General features: G+C 64.8%; 16 protein-coding genes. 5 read left to right on the top strand and 11 right to left on the bottom strand.

Annotated features, from left to right (window positions below; translation table 11 throughout):
* Positions 1–67: 67 nt before the first annotated feature.
* From C9I57_RS06975 to C9I57_RS06940, 8 genes are all read right to left on the bottom strand, one after another.
* Positions 68–313 (bottom strand): hypothetical protein, encoded by a 246-nt coding sequence (locus C9I57_RS06975; RefSeq protein WP_107149906.1) that lies wholly within the window; start codon positions 311–313, stop codon positions 68–70.
* A gap of 99 nt (positions 314–412) precedes the next feature.
* Positions 413–634 carry a hypothetical protein gene (locus C9I57_RS06970; protein WP_018441134.1) on the bottom strand — a complete coding sequence of 74 codons (222 nt, stop codon included), beginning with the start codon at positions 632–634 and terminating at the stop codon, positions 413–415.
* A 149-nt stretch (positions 635–783) separates the two neighbouring features.
* Positions 784–1,704: a carbohydrate kinase family protein gene (locus tag C9I57_RS06965; RefSeq protein WP_107149905.1), complete on the bottom strand. Its 921-nt coding sequence runs from the start codon at positions 1,702–1,704 to the stop codon at positions 784–786.
* Positions 1,701–2,993, bottom strand: a complete 1,293-nt coding sequence (locus tag C9I57_RS06960; protein ID WP_107150172.1) for an AGE family epimerase/isomerase — start codon at positions 2,991–2,993, stop codon at positions 1,701–1,703. Before C9I57_RS06960 ends, C9I57_RS06965 begins: the two co-directional genes overlap by 4 nt.
* Before the next feature lie 26 nt (positions 2,994–3,019).
* Positions 3,020–4,075 carry a LacI family DNA-binding transcriptional regulator gene (locus C9I57_RS06955; protein ID WP_107149904.1) on the bottom strand — a complete coding sequence of 352 codons (1,056 nt, stop codon included), beginning with the start codon at positions 4,073–4,075 and terminating at the stop codon, positions 3,020–3,022.
* Positions 4,076–4,313: 238 nt separating this feature from the next.
* Positions 4,314–6,179: an EAL domain-containing protein gene (locus C9I57_RS06950; RefSeq protein ID WP_107149903.1), complete on the bottom strand. Its 1,866-nt coding sequence runs from the start codon at positions 6,177–6,179 to the stop codon at positions 4,314–4,316.
* 135 nt (positions 6,180–6,314) lie between these two features.
* Entirely contained in the window at positions 6,315–7,604 is a 1,290-nt protein-coding gene (locus C9I57_RS06945) for a GGDEF domain-containing protein (RefSeq protein WP_181321750.1), read from the bottom strand.
* A 387-nt stretch (positions 7,605–7,991) separates the two neighbouring features.
* A complete protein-coding gene (locus C9I57_RS06940; protein WP_107149901.1) occupies positions 7,992–8,993 on the bottom strand; it encodes a bile acid:sodium symporter family protein in 1,002 nt (333 codons plus the stop codon).
* 325 nt (positions 8,994–9,318) lie between these two features.
* On the opposite strand from C9I57_RS06940, the gene C9I57_RS06935 reads away from it, so the two are divergent.
* The 3 genes from C9I57_RS06935 to C9I57_RS06920 all read left to right on the top strand — a co-directional run bounded on the left by C9I57_RS06935 (position 9,319) and on the right by C9I57_RS06920 (position 12,016).
* Positions 9,319–9,813, top strand: a complete 495-nt coding sequence (locus C9I57_RS06935) for a hypothetical protein (protein WP_107149900.1) — start codon at positions 9,319–9,321, stop codon at positions 9,811–9,813.
* 450 nt (positions 9,814–10,263) lie between these two features.
* Positions 10,264–11,367 (top strand): porin, encoded by a 1,104-nt coding sequence (locus C9I57_RS06925; RefSeq protein ID WP_107149898.1) that lies wholly within the window; start codon positions 10,264–10,266, stop codon positions 11,365–11,367.
* 247 nt (positions 11,368–11,614) lie between these two features.
* Positions 11,615–12,016, top strand: coding sequence for a hypothetical protein (locus C9I57_RS06920; RefSeq protein WP_107149897.1), 402 nt, complete (start codon positions 11,615–11,617; stop codon positions 12,014–12,016).
* Positions 12,017–12,062: 46 nt separating this feature from the next.
* Here C9I57_RS06920 and C9I57_RS32655 read toward each other — a convergent pair whose 3' ends face one another.
* On the bottom strand, positions 12,063–12,212 hold the full coding sequence (locus tag C9I57_RS32655; RefSeq protein ID WP_018441123.1) for a hypothetical protein: 150 nt from the start codon (positions 12,210–12,212) through the stop codon (positions 12,063–12,065).
* Positions 12,213–12,554: 342 nt separating this feature from the next.
* Here C9I57_RS32655 and icmF point away from each other — a divergent pair, with 342 nt between their 5' ends.
* The gene (gene icmF, locus C9I57_RS06915) at positions 12,555–15,902 is read left to right on the top strand and encodes a fused isobutyryl-CoA mutase/GTPase IcmF (RefSeq protein WP_107149896.1); all 3,348 of its coding nucleotides are present in this window, start codon (positions 12,555–12,557) and stop codon (positions 15,900–15,902) included.
* A 55-nt stretch (positions 15,903–15,957) separates the two neighbouring features.
* Here icmF and C9I57_RS06910 read toward each other — a convergent pair whose 3' ends face one another.
* Positions 15,958–16,914, bottom strand: coding sequence for an NAD(P)H-dependent flavin oxidoreductase (locus C9I57_RS06910; RefSeq protein ID WP_107149895.1), 957 nt, complete (start codon positions 16,912–16,914; stop codon positions 15,958–15,960).
* A 201-nt stretch (positions 16,915–17,115) separates the two neighbouring features.
* Here C9I57_RS06910 and C9I57_RS06905 point away from each other — a divergent pair, with 201 nt between their 5' ends.
* A complete protein-coding gene (locus C9I57_RS06905) occupies positions 17,116–17,829 on the top strand; it encodes an alpha/beta fold hydrolase (RefSeq protein WP_107149894.1) in 714 nt (237 codons plus the stop codon).
* A gap of 87 nt (positions 17,830–17,916) precedes the next feature.
* Here the strand turns inward: C9I57_RS06905 and C9I57_RS06900 are convergent, their stop codons facing one another.
* Complete coding sequence (locus tag C9I57_RS06900; RefSeq protein WP_107149893.1) at positions 17,917–18,453, bottom strand: Lrp/AsnC family transcriptional regulator; 537 nt, start codon at positions 18,451–18,453, stop codon at positions 17,917–17,919.
* Between the last annotated feature and the right edge of the window lie 100 nt (positions 18,454–18,553).

Below are 18,553 nucleotides of genomic sequence, written 5' to 3'. Positions count from 1 at the left end.
ATCGGGCCTGAGCGTACCACGTGCTTTCTCGCTTCGTTTGTTTTCCCGAGCGACAATCGCGCGCGCTTCAGGGAAACGCTCTCGGCTTTGGCACGCCGGCGCCGTGCTCGATATCGGCGATCGCCTGCTGATGGGCCGCCTCGATCGCATCGGCCTCGTGCTCGTAGCCGACGTCGCCGCCGACGGTCGTCCACCTTTGCACCGGCTTGTCCTGATGGCGGATTTCGTATTCGGCATCCCAATGCGCGCCCTCGAGTGGAATCGGACGCACGTGAATCGAATAGACACCGTAGAGATAGAGTTGCTCGGCCATATGCACCTTCCTTTGCTTGCCGCGGCGAGCGTTCGGGAATCAGGCGGGAAACGTTGCGGGGATGGAGGGCTTTTCGCGACTGGCGTCCTATCGATGCGCCTATAACTCCAGCTCGCCGAGAATCCGGTGAGCGAGCGCCTTGCCTTCTTCCAAAGCTTCCGTTGCCGTCGTATTGGGCGCTTCGACTTCGTAGGCCGTCGTCTCGCGCTCGGTCGCGTCGTCCCGGGCGAGCGACACCACGCCCTGGAATCGGCCGTTGGCGAGCTGGCGTACCGTCACGGTCGCCGTATAGATGCCCTTGGTGTAGGTGACGTCGTCCATGATGCCGCTCCTCTCCCATCGAGTGGATGCATTGCATCGTAGCACCGGTTCGCGAAGCCTACATGTCGAACGCCCGCCATCGGCAGGCGGGCGTGCCTCACCGCCCGCGCGGACGAAACGACGAATGCCGGGGGATGCGCCCGGACGACTCAGGCGTCGTGCAACAGCGCGGCGACCTCGTCGACCGTCGGCGAATGCGCGCCCGCGTAGCGGCACGCGGCGGCGCCGGCCGCGAGCGCGAACGACAGATGCTGACGCCATCCCTCGTGCGGACGCCGCATGAGGCTGAACAGTAATCCGCCGATCGAAGCATCGCCCGCGCCGACCGTATCGACGACTTCGACACGCGGCGGCGCGGCCTCGATCGTTTCGGCGCCGACGAAGAGCGTCGCCGCGCTTGCGCCGCGCGTGACGAGGACCGCCGCATCCGGGTTCATCGCACGCAGCGCTTCGATGGCGCTTGCCTCGTCCGTGCGAAAGAGACACCGCAGGTCCTCGTCGGACACCTTGATCAGGTCGGCCAGCGCGGCCATCGTTTCGAGCATCGGGCGATAGCCGTGCTCCATCAGATTGCGGTAGTTGGGATCGAAGCTGACCTTCACGCCGCGCGCGCGAAGCTCGGCCGCGAGCGTCGCCAGTGTGGCGCCGAGCGGCTGCCGGGCGAGGCTGATGCCGCCGAAATGCGCCCATTGCACGGCCTTGTCCCAGCCTTCGGGCAGCAGCTCAGGATCGAATGCCAGGTCGGCGCTCGCATCGCCGATGAAGAAATAGGCTGGCGGCTGCGTTTCGTGAACGATCGCGAGCAGCGGCGCCCGCTCGACGCGTTGCAGAAACCGCATGTCGAGCCCGGCTGCCGCGCTCGCGTTCCAGAGCACGTCGGAAAAGCAATCGAGCCCGAGCGCACCCGCGCAGGCGCTCGGCACGCCGAGGCGCGCGACGGCGCGCGCGACGTTCCATCCCGCGCCGCCCGGATGCGAGACCCATTGCGCGTCGCGCATGCGTACCAGGTCCGTGAGAATGTCGCCCGCGCTCACGAAGAGCGGGAAGTCGGCGGAAAAGTTCGTGCTCATGAGCGTGGTTCCAGGGTGAGCGCAGAGGCGCTTTCGCTTTCGTCGAGTGCATTGAGCACTTCGTAGCAAGCGCCCATCGTGTGATAGTCGGTCTTTCCGGCCGGGCTCTTCTCGTCGCCGTACTTGCGGTTGTCGCAGGTCAGGATGCGGTACCAGGCGCCATATCGATGATCGACGAAATGCGTCCAGCTGTAGCGCCAGATTTCGTCGTACCAGTCCCAGAACCGTTCGCTGCCCGTGCGCCGTCCGAGCAGCGCGGCAGCGGCCAGCGTCTCGGCTTGCACCCAGAAGTACTTATCGTGGTCGCACACCGTGCCGTCGGGGGCGAAGCCGTAGCAGAGCCCGCCATGCTCGTCGTCCCAGGCATGCGTGAGCGCCGCGTCGAAAAGCTCGATCGCGCGCGGCAACAGCCACGGCAGCGGCCGGTGCCGCTCGAGGATCAGCAGCAGCTTTGCCCACTCCGTCTGATGTCCCGGCTGAAAGCCCCACGGGCGAAAAATGTTCGAGCTGTCCTCTTCGTTGTAATGCCAGTCGACGGACCAGTCGGCATGAAAATGCTCCCAGACGAGGCCGTGCGAGAGCTTGGCCTGCCGTTGCGTGATGTTCGTCGCGACTCGCTCGGCGCGATCGAGATAAACCAGATGGCCGGTGGCTTCGTAAGCGGCGAGCAGCGCTTCGGTCGTGTGCATGTTCGCGTTCTGACCGCGGTACGTCGAGACGCGCCAGTCGGGCGTTGCCTCGTCCGCGTAGAGGCCCGCGGCGGGATCCCAGAAGCGATGCTCCATCAACTCGAAGGTCTCGGCGATCTGCCTTTTCGCGTCCTCGATGCCCGCCATCGCCGCATGGGACTGCGCGAGCAGGACGAACGCGAGCCCGTAGCAATGCCGCGTCGCATCGAGCGCGCGTTTTTCACGATTGCGCCATTCGATCTCCCAGTCGTAGCCGAGCTGCTCGGCGTCCCAATGCCCGCTGCGCAGGAATGCGAGGCCGTGGCGCGCGTATTCGAGGTATTGCGGATCGCCGAAATGGCGATAGGCCATCGCATAGTTGAAGACAAAACGGCAGCTGCTGACCAAGTGGCGGCGGGTCCGATCATAGACGGTCCCGTCGTCTTTGAAATAGTGAAAGAACCCGCCCGTCTGGTCGTGCACCGCCGGCGCGTAGAACGCGAGCGTGTCGGCCACGTGCCCGAGCAGGAATTCGCGATCGCGGAAGTTCTCGACCGGCGGCACCGTGGTGTTCGTATGAATGACACCGGGCTCCGCTGCCGCTGACGTCGTCGCTTTCATCGATTTGTTGGCGTTCGGTAGTTTCGTCATGGTGTTGTTTCCGAATGGCTGCTCGTCATGTCGAGCGCGCGGGGCGTGCCGGTCCTTCCGGCATACGAGGCGTGGGCCGAGCTCGCGCGCACGACAAGCCTCACCGGCAGTCGTACCTGGAACTCGGCCGGCGAATCGTCGAGCAATACTTCGACGCCGCGCGAGCCGAGCGCTTCCTTGTCGGCCGCGATTGTCGTAAGCGACGGCGCGGCCTGCGCGGCGGCGGGTATGTCGTCGAAACCGACGATGGCAATGTCCTCCGGCACGCGCAAGCCACGTGCAAGGCAAACGCGCATCGCGGCGAGTGCCGCCACGTCGTTATAAGCGAAGACCGCGTTCGGCACCTCGTCGCCCGCGCGCGCGTCGAGCAGGCGCTGCATCGCGAGCGCGGCGCCGGCATCGGGCGGCAGATTGGCATCGATCGTCGTTTCGAGCGACGGATCGAAAAGCAATCCGGCTTCGAAAAACGCGCGCCGATAGCCGAGCGCGCGCTGGGCGATGCTGTAGTGCGCGAGAGAGCCGCCGATGAATGCCACGCGCGTGCGGTTCAGCGCGAACAGATGCCGCATGGCGAGCGCGGCGCCGGCGCTGTTGTCGAGATTGACCGAGCGCAAATTCGGCGCCCACAAATCGATGAGCACGAGCGGCCGGCCCATGGCGACGAGTGCCGCGAGTGTTTCCGGCTCGACGAAGCCTGCGACGGCGATCGCATCGGGCGCATGCAGGCGCAGCTGCTCGGCGATGTCCTCGGTGGGGCCCGCCGTCAGCAGCGACGGAACGATGCCGTGTGCGCGGCATGCATTCTCGACGCCGTGCAGCACGTGCGAGAAGAACGGGCTCGCGGCGAAGTTGTTGTGCTGACGGTGCAAGAGAAACGTAAGACGACGGATGCGCGGGCGCAATTGCGCCGCGTCATAGCCGAGACGCCGGGCCGTTTCGACGACGCGGATGCGCGTCGCCTCTGAGAGGCCCGGCTGGTTCTTGAGCGCGCGTGAAACCGTGCCGATCGACACGTTAGCCGCGCGGGCAATGTCGCGAATGGTCGTGGCCATCGTGCGTCTTTCGTCCGTCGCTGCGAATCGCGCCGATTGTATAGTAAAAACTGCCGGAAGCCGTCGCGGATCGGTTGGGGAATTCCCGGGAAACCTTGATGCAGCGCGTGAGAGAGAACTTTGTCTTGTTTAGTAAATAGAACTAAACAGGCCAAATGGCCATGCCCCGGCTTTGGCCGGGGCGGCAATCGAGGGCGGGGGGCGGAGGGCGCAGAGGCGGAGCAGCGCCTCGACGGCGCTAGTCGAGCGCCATGGCGGCGCGCGGTGTCGGCGATGCGTTGTCGTGCTGATGCAGGACCGCCGCGCCCTCATCGATGTCGATCAGGTAGAAACCGCTCGCTTCCTGCTTGGCGCGGTGCTTCGCGAGCGCCGCGACCGACGCGATTTCTTCGCTGCCATAGCGGGCGCGGCTCTCGGGCGCCGGCTTCACGCGCACGCAGCCGATGGCCATCGTCACGAAGCCGAAGAAGGACGGATTGCCGCGCCGGTCTTCGCCATGAATGCCGCCCGCTTCACGGTCCTCGTCGGCGTAAAAGCGGAGCGCGCCCGAGTTGAACGTCGCGATCGCCGACAAGGCGCGTTCTCGCCAATCCTCGCTCTGAAAAAGAATGAGGAAGTCGTCTCCGCCGACGTGCCCGAGGAAATCGCGCGTCGGGTCGCAGGCTTGCGCGAGCACCGCCGCGGAGAACTTGAGCACCTCGTCGCCCTGCCAATAGCCGTAGCGGTCGTTGAACGGCTTGAAATGGTTGAGATCGACGTAGCAGGCGTGAAACTCGACGTGATGCTCGACGAGCCGCGCGATGTGCGAGCTGATCGGGATATTGCCGGGCAGGAACGTGAGCGGGTTCGCATAGCGAGCCGCCTCGATGCGCACTTCCGTGACGGCGCGCACGAGGCTCTCGCCCGTGCCGAGGCCGAGGTACTTGCCCTGATCCGTAATGACGAAGCCGTCGGCCAGGTAGCGTTGATCGTCGCTCGCGAGCAGCTTCGCCATCTGCTCGACCGTCATCGATTTTTCGATGATGACGGGCGATGCGTTCGCGAACAGCATGCAGGGACGCTTGCCGAACAGCTCGCGATGATAGGGCAGGGCATAGCGGTCCATGAAGCTGCGGCGATTGATGAGCGCGACGGGCTCGCCGTGTTCGACCACGGCGAGCGCATGCAGCGCCGGCAAGCGATTGAAGAGATCGAGCACGTCGTTGTTGCTCGCGCTGCGATCGAGCGCGGGCGCCTGCACGAGCATCTTCGCCGCCGCCATGCCGCCTGACGGCGAGCCGGGGATCGCGCTGCGCCGCGCGCCCGGAAACACGGCGATGTGTCCGGCGCCGAGCGCCTCCTTCGCCGCATCGGAGACGGCGCGCGGCGCCCGCGCCTGGGGGCGCCCGAAGAAGTAACCCTGTCCGAACGAGATGCCCATGTCGCGCACGACGATGAGGTCCGCTTCTTTTTCGATCCCCTCCGCGACGAGCCGCGCGCCGCTCGCTCCCGCGAAGTGCTGCATCGCGCGCACGGCCTCGAACTTGAGCGGGTCCTTCGCGATGTCGTCGATGAAAAAGCGGTCGATCTTGACGACGTCGGGCTGCAGCCGGACCCAGAGGTTCATGCTCGCGTTGGCCGTGCCGTAGTCGTCGAGCGCGAACTGCGCGCCCGTTTCGCGCAACGCGGCGACGATCGGCTCGAAGCCCGCCACGTTGTCGATCGCGCATTGCTCGGTGAGCTCGAGCACGATGCGCTCGATCGGCATGCCTTGCCGACCGAGCCAATCGGCGGCGTGCTCGCGCGTGCGGCCGAGCGTGGCGATCGCTTCGGCACTGAAGTTCAGGAACAGCTTGCCTTCGCAGCCGAGTTCGGCGAATGCGGCGACGCAAGCGGCGGCGGCCGCATGCTCGAGTTCGACGGACAGGCCTTCGCGCGCCGCTTGCGCGAAGAGCGCCCCGGGCGATTCGAGGAAGGTTCCGGCCGGCCCGCGTATGAGGCCCTCGTAGCCGAGAATCGTGCCGCCGCCGAAGTCGACGATCGGCTGGAAGACCGCGGACAGCGCGCGCCCCTCGATGAGCTCGGCGATCTTCGGCTCATTGGGCGGCGAAAGATGTGATGACATGGAGGGCAATGGCGGGCAATTGGGCGTACCAATACGACTTTCGGCTTAACGACCGGAATGCTTGAGAGTTGAATGAATTTTTCGTGAAGCGTTGCACCGCCATGGTGCGCACCTTGCCGCCGGCCCTCCGATGCTTCAGTCGGTGATCGGTTCGCGCGAACACGGCGCATCGCCGTGGGTGGCGGACTCCGGTGTCGCTGAGCCCGGCGCGGCGCCGTGCGCGCTCGGGTTCACCTCCGGGTGCGGTCCCGCATCGGTCACGGCAAGCCCGTGCTCGGGCGGGCGCGGTGCGATCACGACACGATTGCGTCCGCTCCCTTTGGCGTCAAGGAGCGCCGCGTCGGCGCGACGAATCACTCGATCGATCTGCTCGCCGCGCACATGCTGAGCGACGCCGACGCTGATCGTCAACGTCACTTCGAACTGTCGCATCTCCTCGATCCGCTTGCGCAGCCTCTCGGCGGCGCGCGCGGCGTCGATCTGATCGCTGCCCGGCAACAGCGCGACGAACTCCTCGCCGCCGAAGCGGCCGCAGACGTCCGTGGGACGCAGACTGTCCTGAATTCCGCGCGCGATGAGCCGCAGCGCGCGGTCGCCCGCGTCGTGGCCGAACCGATCGTTGACCGACTTGAAGTAATCCGCGTCGATGTAGAGCGCCGAGAGCGGCTGACCCGTGCGCTCGGCGCGGTGGATGAGACGCCGGCCGAGCTCGAATACGCGGCGCCGGCGCGGCAGCTGGGTGAGCTCGTCGATATCCGCGAAAGTGCGCAGCTGTAGTTCGAGGCGGAAGTTCTTCTTTTGCGAGCGCAGGGCGAACAGGTTCGTCACGAGACTCGCCGAAATGGCGGCGACGATCGACAGCGCGACGCCGAACCGCTCGGGAGCCGGCGGCGCGCTGAACGCGAGCAGCGACACCGGTCCGGCCGCCGCAAGCGCCGCCGCCGCTGGGAAATCCCAGCCGCGCAGCAGGACCGGGCTGAATGTGAGCGGAACGAGGACGAAGGCGGGCAGAACGATCGCCGGATCCTCGCCCCATTGCATGGCATGGAGGACGATGCCGGCCTCGAGCGCCGCGATGAACACGAGCGCGGCGACGCTTGCGCGCAAGCCGCTGCGCGGCGCCCAGGCGACGACGAGCGCCGCCCCCATCGGCAGAGCGGGCAATGCGCCAACGACGGCTGCCTCGGTGCCCAGGCCGTGCCTGAACCAGATATCGCCGGTGACGAGCACGGCATAGCCCACGAGCAAGGTCAGCAGCTGCGCGCTGAGAAACGACGACAGCCTTTCGGCGGCGTAATCCTCGAATGACTGGTTCTCTTGCGGAGCATCGATCGTCTTGGCGCGCCGCCCCGGCCAGCGCCGCTTACGACGGAGCCGATTGCCCCCGTCTAGACGATCCTCTTCAGATCGGTCCTCGCTGCTCATTTTTCTCTCTTTGGATGCGCAACTAAGCATTCACGGAACCGACAGCTCGTTCCGTCGCGCCATTCTAATGTGTGGATTCCCGGTTGGGACACGTTTAACGATATTTAGTAATCGTACGGCCCATAGCCGAAAGAGTATCGTCCACACCCGTTTCTTCTACGTAGTTCTATTGTTTGAAAGGCGGTATGTGGCGGACGTTCGTTTCAAACAATTAGTCGGGCTGAGCCAGGAATCAAATAGCAAACGTTTGCGAGCCGAGCCGATCGCTAATTGCGATTGTGAATGTCGACGATGAAAGACTATCGCCTTTATAGCGGACCTCAATTAATGCGTTGCCGGGTGTGCGGCTATTCTTCATATTAATGCTGCAAGCGGCTCGATCGCGGTTCAGCGCGCGTCGCCGGGCAGCGTTTCGACGTGCGCCGCGCGGTCGCCCCAGCGCTGCGCGAGGGCGGCGCAGACCATCAACTGCATCTGATGAAACAGCATCAACGGCAGCACCGCGATGCCGATTGCCTGAGACGAGAAAATGACCTTGGCCATCGGAATGCCCGAGGCGAGGCTTTTTTTCGATCCGCAAAAGACGATCGTGATGCGATCGGCGCGATCGAAGCGAAGCCGCTTGCCGACCCATCCCGTAATGAGGAGCGCCGCGCCGAGCAGCGCGCCATCCGCGACCACGAGGCCGGCGAGCGTCCTCAGTCCCAGGTGATGCCACAGCCCTTCGTTGATCGCTTCGCTGAACGCCATGTACACGACGAGGAGGATGGAGCCTTGATCGACGAAACGCAGTGCGCGGCGGTGGCGATCGAGCCAGGGCGCGACGACCGGTCGCAGCAGTTGTCCCGCGACGAAAGGAACGAGTAGTTGGGCCACGATGTTGCCGACTGTATGCCAGGGCGAGCGCACCGCCGCGGACTGGCTGTCGACGACGATGCCGACGAGCGCCGGCGTCACGAATATGCCGATGAGACTCGACGCCGACGCCGCGCAGACGGCCGCCGGCACGTTGCCTCGGGCGATCGATGTAAAGGCGATCGACGATTGAACCGTCGATGGCAGCGTGCAGAGAAAGAGCACGCCCGCGTAGAGGGCGGGCGACACGAGCGGCGAGAAGAGCGGCTTTAACGCGAGGCCGAGCAGCGGAAAGAGAATGAACGTGCTCGCCAGCACGAGCGCATGCAGGCGCCAATGCGTGGCGCCCGCGAGCACCGCCTCGCGCGACAGCTTGGCGCCATGCAGGAAAAAGAGCAGCCCGACGGCGACATTCGTCAACGCGTTGACTGCAACGGCCGCTTCTCCGCGGCACGGCACAACGCTCGCGAGGACGACGGTGCCGACGAGCGAAAGCGTGAAACGATCGGGAATCAAAAACGGCAGACGGGGCATGTCGGCGTCGAACGAAAACGGCGAAGAAGCGACGAAAAAACCGGAGTAAGCCAGGACGAAAATAGACCCTCGATGATCTCATGGACCGAACTCGAATACGACGATTACTGCATTTGCCGGCACGCTTGGCGGAAAAAAGAGATCTCGGTAACACCAGGTTACAACGGCGTCGAGCGCATAACACTTTTTGCCTCGACACACCCGAGGGTGGCCCATAAATTACACTTGCGGCGCGCCCCTGCAGCCTTTCCTCCGATCAAGCTTCGGTAAAGACGATGTTGCTGCAATAGAGTAAGAGGCGTAGCCGTGGGCGAGTGGATCGATCATGGCGGATGCGGCTTTTCAAACCATCGGGCGTTGGATGACGGCCGCGATTTGCGCGGCTGCGATGTCGCTCGCGCAAGCCGCGCCGCATATGCCGGCGCATGCCGGTGCGGTCAGCTTCCGGCAACCCGCGAACTTCGGCTTCGGCGGGTTCTCGACGCATCCGGCGTTCATCCGGCAGCCCGGCGCGGACTACCTCCAGATAGCGCGTAGCACCTATCCGGAAACGGGCCGTTCGCCGCGCTCGAGGGCCGCCGCGTCTTCACGTCACGAACGCTTGTTGCCGCCCGCCGCCGCGGGAGGCATACCATACCGGCCTGTTAGCGAGAACGCCCGAAACGTGCCTCGCCCACCTGATAACTCGGCCTATGTAAGAGCCGGTTCGATTCGTGACGCGGTCACGCGCTACAACGAAGAGCGCGAGTCCGGGCGCGTCGCGCCGCGGCCTCCGAGCCCCGGGACGCGTATGCCCGATCCCTGGCTTTACCGCAACTGATTTACCTCGCGACGCAGCGCGCTGCGTCGCTCCTCCCTCTCCTTGCATGGCAGCCGAACCGGTTGCTGATGCAAACGCGCCACACTTTTTCGCCTGAGCCGGCCTCGTTCTCCCTTTCGAGAGCGTTCGCGCGCGAAATGGTTTTGTCATGAGATTTGTGATGAGCCACTATTGCGGCTTGGCGACCCGCGGCGCCCGAGGCCTGCGCCCGGAGCGCGTTCGCAAATCGCGCTCGCGATGGCAATGGCGGTGCGCCGTGCCCCAAAAGAATGCGACGTTCGCTCGATTATCGGTGCCGCTATACCGGCAATAACCAAATCGTTTTTTGTTCGGAAAAATGGTCCGCAACGATGATTCCGGTTCGAGCAGCGCCGGCGATTCGGAGAACGCAAACGGGGCGCGCGGGCGGTTCGCCAAGCTTCGATTTTTTCGACAAAGACAGGAGATCCAATGAAAAGCACCGTCAGCCGTGCGCTGAAGAAGAGTTTCCGAACGGCCGCCGCGGCGGGCCTCGTGGCGGCCGGCACGGCCGCCTACGCGCAATCGAGCGTCCAGTTGTACGGGCAGGTCGACAGCTGGGTCGGCATGCAGCAATTCCCGGGCGAGCAACGCTCGTGGGTCGTCGGGGGCGGCGGCATGTCGACGTCGTACTGGGGCTTGAAGGGCGCCGAAGATCTCGGCGGCGGCTACAAGGCGATCTTCACGCTGGAAGACTTCTTCCTGCCGCAAAACGGCAATTACGGTCGCTTCACCGGCGATTCGTTCTTCTCGCGCAACGCCTACGTCGGTATCGAATCGCCATACGGCACGTTCACGGCTGGCCGGCTCACGACGCAGCTTTTCATTTCGACGATCCTTTTCAATCCGTTCATCGATTCCTACACGTTCTCGCCGATGGTGTATCACGTGTTCCTCGGCAACACGGCGATTCCGACCGGCGCGACTTATACGACGGACACGGGCGTCGTCGGCGATTCCGGCTGGAACAACGCGGTGCAGTATTCGACGCCCGATTTCCACGGTCTGTCGGGCAGCGTCATGTACGGGCTCGGCAATCAGGCCGGCAATAACGGCGCCAAGAAGTGGAGCGCGCAGTTTCTCTATTTTCACGGGCCGTTCGCGGCGACGGGCGTGTTCCAATACGTCAACTTCAACAACAGCCCCGGCGACCTCGTCTCCCCGCCCGCGTTCGGCTCCATCGTGCCGTTCAAGAGCCAAAGCGTGGCGCAACTCGGAGCCAGCTACGACATGAAGTTCGTCAAGTTCTACGGGCAGTACATGTACACGAAGAACGACGAGATCGGCGGCGGGAGTTGGCACGTCAACACAGGGCAAGGCGGTGTGACGGTGCCTGTCGGCCCCGGCACCATCATGGCTTCGTACGCCTATTCGCGTGATGGCGGCGGGCTCGACCAGACTCGCCGCACGTGGGCCGTGGGTTACGACTATCCGCTCTCGAAGCGCACCGATGTCTACGCGGCCTATATGAACGACCAGTTCAACGGACTCTCGACGGGGCAGACCGTCGGCGCCGGCGTACGCGCGAAGTTCTGAGCGCCGTCGGACTTGCCACCCCGCGCCCGGCGCCCGTTGTCGCCCGTTGTCCATTGCGCGGTGCTGGGCGCCTCGCTCGCAACGGGATCGGCTTACCGTTGCTTACGCATGCTCAAGCCTCTCGACGGCGCGGTCGTTAGCCCGGTCTAGACGTGCCGAATCGCATGAGGGTCGCGATGCCGGCGCGGGCAAGGAGCCTGTAGACGCCACGGTCGGGCGGGCTCTCGCATACCACGGGAGATCGATCATGCAAATCGGCAGCGCGCTCACGTCCTACGCGCAGCAGGGAAACGCAACGAGCACCGATTCTGGCTGGCAAAACCGCGGCGCCGACGGAGCGAGCCAGGACCCGCAAGTTCCGCAGCTCGCTGAAACGGCCGTGCCGACACAGGATGCGGCCGTCTCGATCTCGGCCGAAGGAGCGGCGGCTGCCGCGCGCGATGGGGCTGCGACGTCCGATTCAACGCACGCTACGACGCCGGACGCGTCGGCGCAGCCCGATGCTTCGCCCGTGAAGTCGTTTACCTACGGTACGCTCGGCCTCGAGCGCCCTGACAAGCCGGAAGAGGAAACGAACGGGTACTACACGGCCGGCCGGTGGCTGGCGGCCGGCATCACGCTCGGCGGTCTGATCGCGCTCGTGGCCTGAGCGCGATTACGCAGCAGCGCGAGCGAGCCCTGCCGTTCGCTGGCGCTTACTGGCACGTAACGGCGCAAGTCACAGCGCCGACGCCCGCAAAAAAGCCGAACAGTCCGCCGAGCGCGAACGTCTCGGTGCTCGTCGCGCATCCTTGCAGATCCAGCACGCCGACAAGCAACAGAATAATCGCGATGAATCGCCGCATGATAGGGGTCCTAGGAGGGCGACGCGCTCGTGGTACCGCGGGAGCCCGCATGGCCGCTAGAGAAAGAAATGCGGACCTAGTGTAGGGAGCGGCGAGCGCGTGCGATCGGGCGAAAAAACACCACCCGTCAGCGGTGCTTACCAGGTGTTGCAGCTCGAAAGATGCATCGACGCAACCGGGGCGATCATGCGCTCTCGCCGGGCATGGCGACGCCGGTGGCCGACGTGCGAGCATCCCTATGCCTTTCGATTGCGGTCGGGTCCCTTTTTCGCCGTTGCCTATACTCGCAAGAGCCACCGTGTTGCGATAATACGGTGAGACCCGGATCGAGATGGGGGAGACATGACCGACCTGTCGGCGCCGCAATCCCTTGGCGAGGTCAAGCCGAGTGCTTCACCGCGGCTGCGCTTCGTCACCGCGGCCGCGCTTTTCGATGGCCATGACGCCGCGATCAACATCGTGCGGCGCATTCTGCAATCGAGCGGCGTGGAAGTCATTCACCTCGGCCACAATCGCTCGGTCGATGAAGTGGCCGATGCCGCGCTCGACGAGGACGCGGATGGCGTCGCCGTATCGAGTTATCAGGGAGGCCACGTCGAATATTTCAAGTATCTCGTCGACCGCCTGCGCGAGCGCGGAGGAGAGCGCATCAAAGTGTTCGGCGGCGGCGGCGGCGTGATCGTCGCCGACGAGATCGACGAGCTACAGCGCTATGGCGTCGAGCGAATCTATTCGCCGCACGACGGTCAGCGGCTCGGGCTGCAGGGCATGATCGACGATATGATCGCGCGCTGCGCGGCGGCATCGCGGGTTGCTCACCCGGCCGGGGTGGCGGGCGAGGCCGCGCTCGCGGGTCTCGAAGCCGCGGGCGCGCGGGGCTGGCGCAGGCTCGCGCAACTGATCACGGCGCTCGAAAACGGCAAGGCCGACGCGGCCACGCGTGCCGCGCTCGAGGCCAGCGCGGCGGCGCGGCGGGTCCCCGTGCTCGGCGTAACCGGAACGGGTGGCGCGGGCAAGTCGTCGCTCACCGACGAGCTCGTGCGGCGCTTTCGGCTCGACTATGGCGACTCGCTCGCCATCGCCGTGCTCGCCGTCGATCCTTCGCGGCGCAAGACCGGCGGCGCACTGCTCGGCGACCGCATCCGCATGAATGCGATCGGCGACTGGGGGCATGGTCCACGTGTGTTCATGCGCTCGCTCGCGACGCGCGAGGCGGCGAACGAGCTGCCCGATGTCCTGCCTGACGCGGTGGCGGCCTGCAAGGCGGCGGGCTTTCAGCTCGTCGTCGTGGAGACCTCGGGCATCGGGCAGGGCGATGCGGCGATCGCTCGGCACGCCGATCGCTCGCTTTATGTGATGACGCCGGAGTTCGGCGCCGCCACGCAACTCGAAAAAATCGACATGCTCGATTTCGCTGACTTTGTCGCCATCAACAAGTTCGACCGCAGCGGCGCGGCCGATGCGCTGCGCGACGTGGCGAAGCAGGTCCAGCGAAATCGCGAAGCGTGGAGCGAGCCGCCCGATGCGATGCCGGTCTTCGGCACCGTCGCGTCGCATTTCAACGACGACGGCGTGACGGCGCTCTATCAGCGGATGGCGGCGTCGCTCCATGAGATCGGATTGCCACAGCCGGCGCAGGGCCCGTGTCTGCCGCCCGCCGATGTGCGATTTTCGAGCGCGCGTCGCGCCATCGTTCCTCCGGGGCGCGTGCGCTATCTGTCGGAAATCGCCGAGACGGTGCGCGGCTATCGGATGCGGGCCGAGGCGCAGGCGAGGCTTGCACGCGAGCGCTGGCAGCTCGTCGAGGCGCGGCGCATGCTAATGGATGCGGCGAGCGGCGCGCACGATGCCGCAAGTGAAATCCCTCTTGCGCGGCTCGATGCGCTTATCGCGGCGCGCGACGCGCAGCTCGGCTCGGCGGAAAGGACGATGCTCGAGGCGTGGCCCAAAACCGTCGAGGCCTATTCGGGCGACGAGCGCGTCGTCACGGTTCGCGGTCGCGAGATCCACACCGCGCTGACGATCACGACGCTCTCGGGCACGACGATGCGCAAAGTCTCATTGCCGAAGTTCGCGGACCCCGGCGAAACGCTGCGCTGGCTCGCGCTCGAAAACTTGCCGGGCTACTTCCCTTATACGGCTGGCGTCTTCCCATTCAAGCGCGAAAACGAGGACCCGACGCGCATGTTCGCGGGTGAAGGCGATCCCGCGCGCACCAACCGCCGGTTCAAGCTGCTCTCCGACGGCATGCCGGCCGCACGTCTTTCGACGGCGTTCGATTCGGTGACGCTCTACGGCGAAGACCCGGACGAGCGGCCCGACATCTACGGCAAGATCGGCAACTCAGGCGTTTCCGTCGCGACGCTCGACGATATGAAAGTCCTCTACGACGGGTTCGACTTGTGCGCGCCGAGCACTTCGGTGTCGATGACGATCAACGGGCCGGCTCCGACCATCCTCGCGATGTTCTTCAACGTGGCCATCGACCAGCAGCTCGAAAAGCTCGCCGCACGTTGCGCGCACGAGGGCAGGGAGCCGGGCGCCGACGAAGTCGAGGCGGCACGCGCGAGCGCGCTGCAAAACGTTCGCGGAACCGTGCAGGCGGATATCCTCAAAGAGGATCAAGGCCAGAACACCTGCATCTTCTCGACCGAGTTCAGTCTGAAGATGATGGGCGACATTCAGCAGTACTTCGTCGAGCACGACGTCCGCAACTTTTACTCGGCGTCGATATCGGGCTATCACATCGCCGAGGCAGGCGCGAACCCGATTACGCAGCTGGCCTACACGCTCGCGAACGGGTTCACCTATGTCGAAGCCTATCTGGCGCGCGGCATGGCGATCGACGATTTCGCGCCCAATCTGTCGTTCTTCTTCTCGAACGGCATGGAGCCCGAGTACACGGTGTTGGGCCGCGTGGCGCGGCGCATCTGGGCCGTGGCGCTGCGCGAGCGCTATGGCGCGAACGAGCGCAGCCAGAAGCTCAAATATCATGTCCAGACCTCGGGGCGCAGCCTGCATGCGCAAGAGATCGCCTTCAACGATATCCGTACGACGCTGCAGGCCTTGATTGCCGTCTACGACAACTGCAACTCACTGCATACGAACGCCTACGACGAGGCGATCACGACGCCCACCGAAGAATCGGTCCGTCGGGCAGTCGCGATTCAGCTCATCATCAATCGCGAGTGGGGGCTCGCGAAAAACCAGAATCCGAACCAAGGCAGCTTCGTGATCGAGGAGCTGACCGATCTCGTCGAGGCTGCCGTTCTCGCCGAGTTCGACCGCCTGACCGAGCGCGGCGGCGTGCTGGGCGCGATGGAGACGGGCTATCAGCGCGGCCGCATCCAGGACGAATCGATGCTTTACGAGCACCGCAAGCATGACGGGTCGTATCCGATCGTCGGGGTCAATACGTTCGTTGGAAAGCATGCCGATGAAGCCGACGCGCCGCCGCTTTCGCTCGCGCGCTCGACGCGGGAGCAAAAGCAAAGCCAGCTCGCGCGTCTCGCCGCTTTCCGCGAGCGGCATCGCGACGAAGCGGGGCCGATGCTGCGTCGCCTGCAGCAGGCCGCGATCGGCGACGAGAACGTGTTCTCCGTATTGATGGATGCGGTGCGCGTCTGCTCGCTCGGCCAGATCACACACGCGCTCTTCGAGGTAGGCGGTCAGTATCGGCGAACGATGTGAGGTCGCGAACGTCGGTTCGCATCCCGGTCGAACAACGTAGCCATGGGCGGCGGCCTTATCGGATCGATAGCTTTGCCCGTGCTTCGTTGTACTCGCGCTCGAGCCGCCCGACGAGCTCGGCCACGCTCGGAATGTCGTCCATGAGGCCCACGCCCTGGCCCGCGCCCCAAATATCCTTCCACGCTTTCGCTTTCTCGCCGGCGAAATTCATCGCCGTCTTGTCCGATACCGGGAGATCGTCAGGATCGAGCCCCGCGTTGACGATGCTCTCGCGGATGTAGTTGCCGTGCACGCCTGTGAAGAGGTTCGTGTAGACGATGTCGGCCGCGCTCGCGTTCACGATCGCATGCTTGTAGCTATCGACGGCATGCGCCTCCCGCGTGGCGATGAAGCGCGTGCCCATATACGCGAGGTCCGCGCCCATCGCCTGCGCGGCAAGGATCGAGCCGCCGTTCGCGATCGCACCCGAGAGCACGATGGGTCCATCGAAGATGCGCCGCACTTCGCCGACGAGCGCGAACGGCGAGATCGTGCCCGCATGTCCGCCGGCTCCCGCCGCCACGAGAATCAAGCCATCCACTCCGGCTTCGAGCGCCTTTTGCGCGTGGCGCAAATTGATGACGTCGTGCAGCACGATGCCGCCATAGCTGTGCACGGCATCGATCATCTCCTTGACGGGGGCGCGCAGGCTCGTGATGAAGATGGGCACCTTGTGCTCGACGCAAACGCGCACATCGTGCTCGAGGCGCGCGTTCGACTGATGGACGATCTGGTTGACCGCGACGGGCCCGACCTTCGCATTCGGGTTCGCCGCCTTGTGGGCGGCAAGCGCCTCGCCGATCTGCGTGAGCCACTCGTCGAGCAACTCGGCCGGGCGTGCGTTGAGCGCCGGAAACGATCCGACGATACCGGCCTTGCATTGCGCGAGCACGAGTTCGGGATAGCTGACGATGAACATCGGCGATGCGACGACAGGCAGCGTCAGATCTTGCAGGACGGCGGGAAGGGCCATGAGGCGGGTCTCCTTCGAAGAGCGGGCAGAGGGAGTAGCGACAAAGAGAACGTGCGTTCGATTATACGGAGGGCTGAGTTCGCCATGGCATCGGGCAGTGGAGGGAGTACTCAGGCTCTACGTTTCGTGGCGCAGCGAACGGGCGCGCAACTTCGGCGTCCGTAGAATGAGAGGCTACCTGCAAAACAATGGAGCGGAGCAATGACTTTCGCCGACTTTACTCCGTTTCGTGTGGCCACCGGGGGATCAGCGATATTCGGTCTCAAGGGCGGTTCGGGGGCGCCGTTGTTGCTGCTGCATGGGCATCCGCGAACGCACGAAATCTGGCATCGGTGCGCGCAACCGCTCGCGCAGCATTTCACGGTGATCGCGACGGACCTGCGCGGCTACGGATCGTCAGTCGAGCCCGAGCGCGAGGATGCGGCGAGCCGCGTATCGAAGCGAGCCTTGGCGCAGGATCAGGTGGACGTCATGCGTCGGCTCGGCTTCGAGCATTTCCTCGTCTGCGCGCATGAGTGGGGGGCGAGTGTCGCGCACCGGATGGCGCTCGATCATCCCGATGCAGTCGATCGATTGATGTTGCTCGATACGGCTCCTTCGATCACCGACTACGACGGCGCGGCCGAGCTGGCAGCAGCTGATTCGATCGATCTCGAACATGATCGCGCGGACTTTGAGCGCGGTCGTCGCGTGGCGTGTCCGCTGCGCGTTCTGTGGGGCGCCCGAAGCACCGTCGGTCAATGTGCCGATCCCATCGGCGAATGGCAGCGCATGGCCCGCGACGCAAGCGGCCACGCGCTCGATTGCGGCAGTCTCATTCCCGAGGAAGCAGCCGATGCGCTCGTCGCTGAAATGCTCGACTTCTTCGAGGCGCGAGAGTCCGATGACCTTGGCGAAACCCGGACGAGGCATTAGGGGCACACGCGATTCGAGCCTCGCGCGACGGTGCCGCCGTCTGGCAACCGTGCGAGCGCGGCTTCCACGACGCCTCTTGCGTCGACGCTAACGCATGCCGCGCTTGGCGGGCCGCGGCGTGGACGCCGGCGCCTGGAGCGGCGGCAGGCGGCGTGCGACCGGTGTCGATTTGATAATGGCCGTGTTGGTCTCGGCGCGATCGGTCACCTTCGCGAGGATATCGTCGAGTTCGTCGATCGAACGCAGGTAAAGGCGGCAGACGAAGCAATCCTCCCCCGTCACCTTGTCGCATTCGACGAATTCCGGAATCCGCCGGATCGCCTCCTCCACGAGATGCAGTTGGCCAGGCAATGGCCGTACGCGCACGATGGCCTGCATCGTATAGCCCAGCGCGCGCGGGTCGATTTGCACCGTGAAGCGCTCGATGACACCCTGCGTTTCGAGGCGGCGCAGACGTTCGGCCGTGCTCGGCGCCGACAAGCCGACCTCGCGCGCAAGATCGGCCACTGCCGCACGGCCGTTCTCGGCCAGCAGCGTCAGCAACGTGCGATCGATCTCGTCGAGCACGGTGGCGCCGGTGGAGGGCGCCGATCCCGCGCCAGCTTCATAAAGGCGTTTCGGCATCTCTTGCCTTCGATAAAAAGTCAGAAAGCTTTTATCGCCTTAGTTTAGCCATGTCTTGCGCCTCACGTAACCGCTAGACTGCATCGTATCGAAAGCATCT

The sequence above is a fragment of the Trinickia symbiotica genome (genome assembly GCF_003028655.1).
In the GTDB taxonomy this organism is placed as follows: Bacteria; Pseudomonadota; Gammaproteobacteria; order Burkholderiales; family Burkholderiaceae; genus Trinickia; species Trinickia symbiotica_A.
Note: the sequence above shows the minus strand (reverse complement) of the source record. Positions and strands in the feature narration are given on the sequence as shown.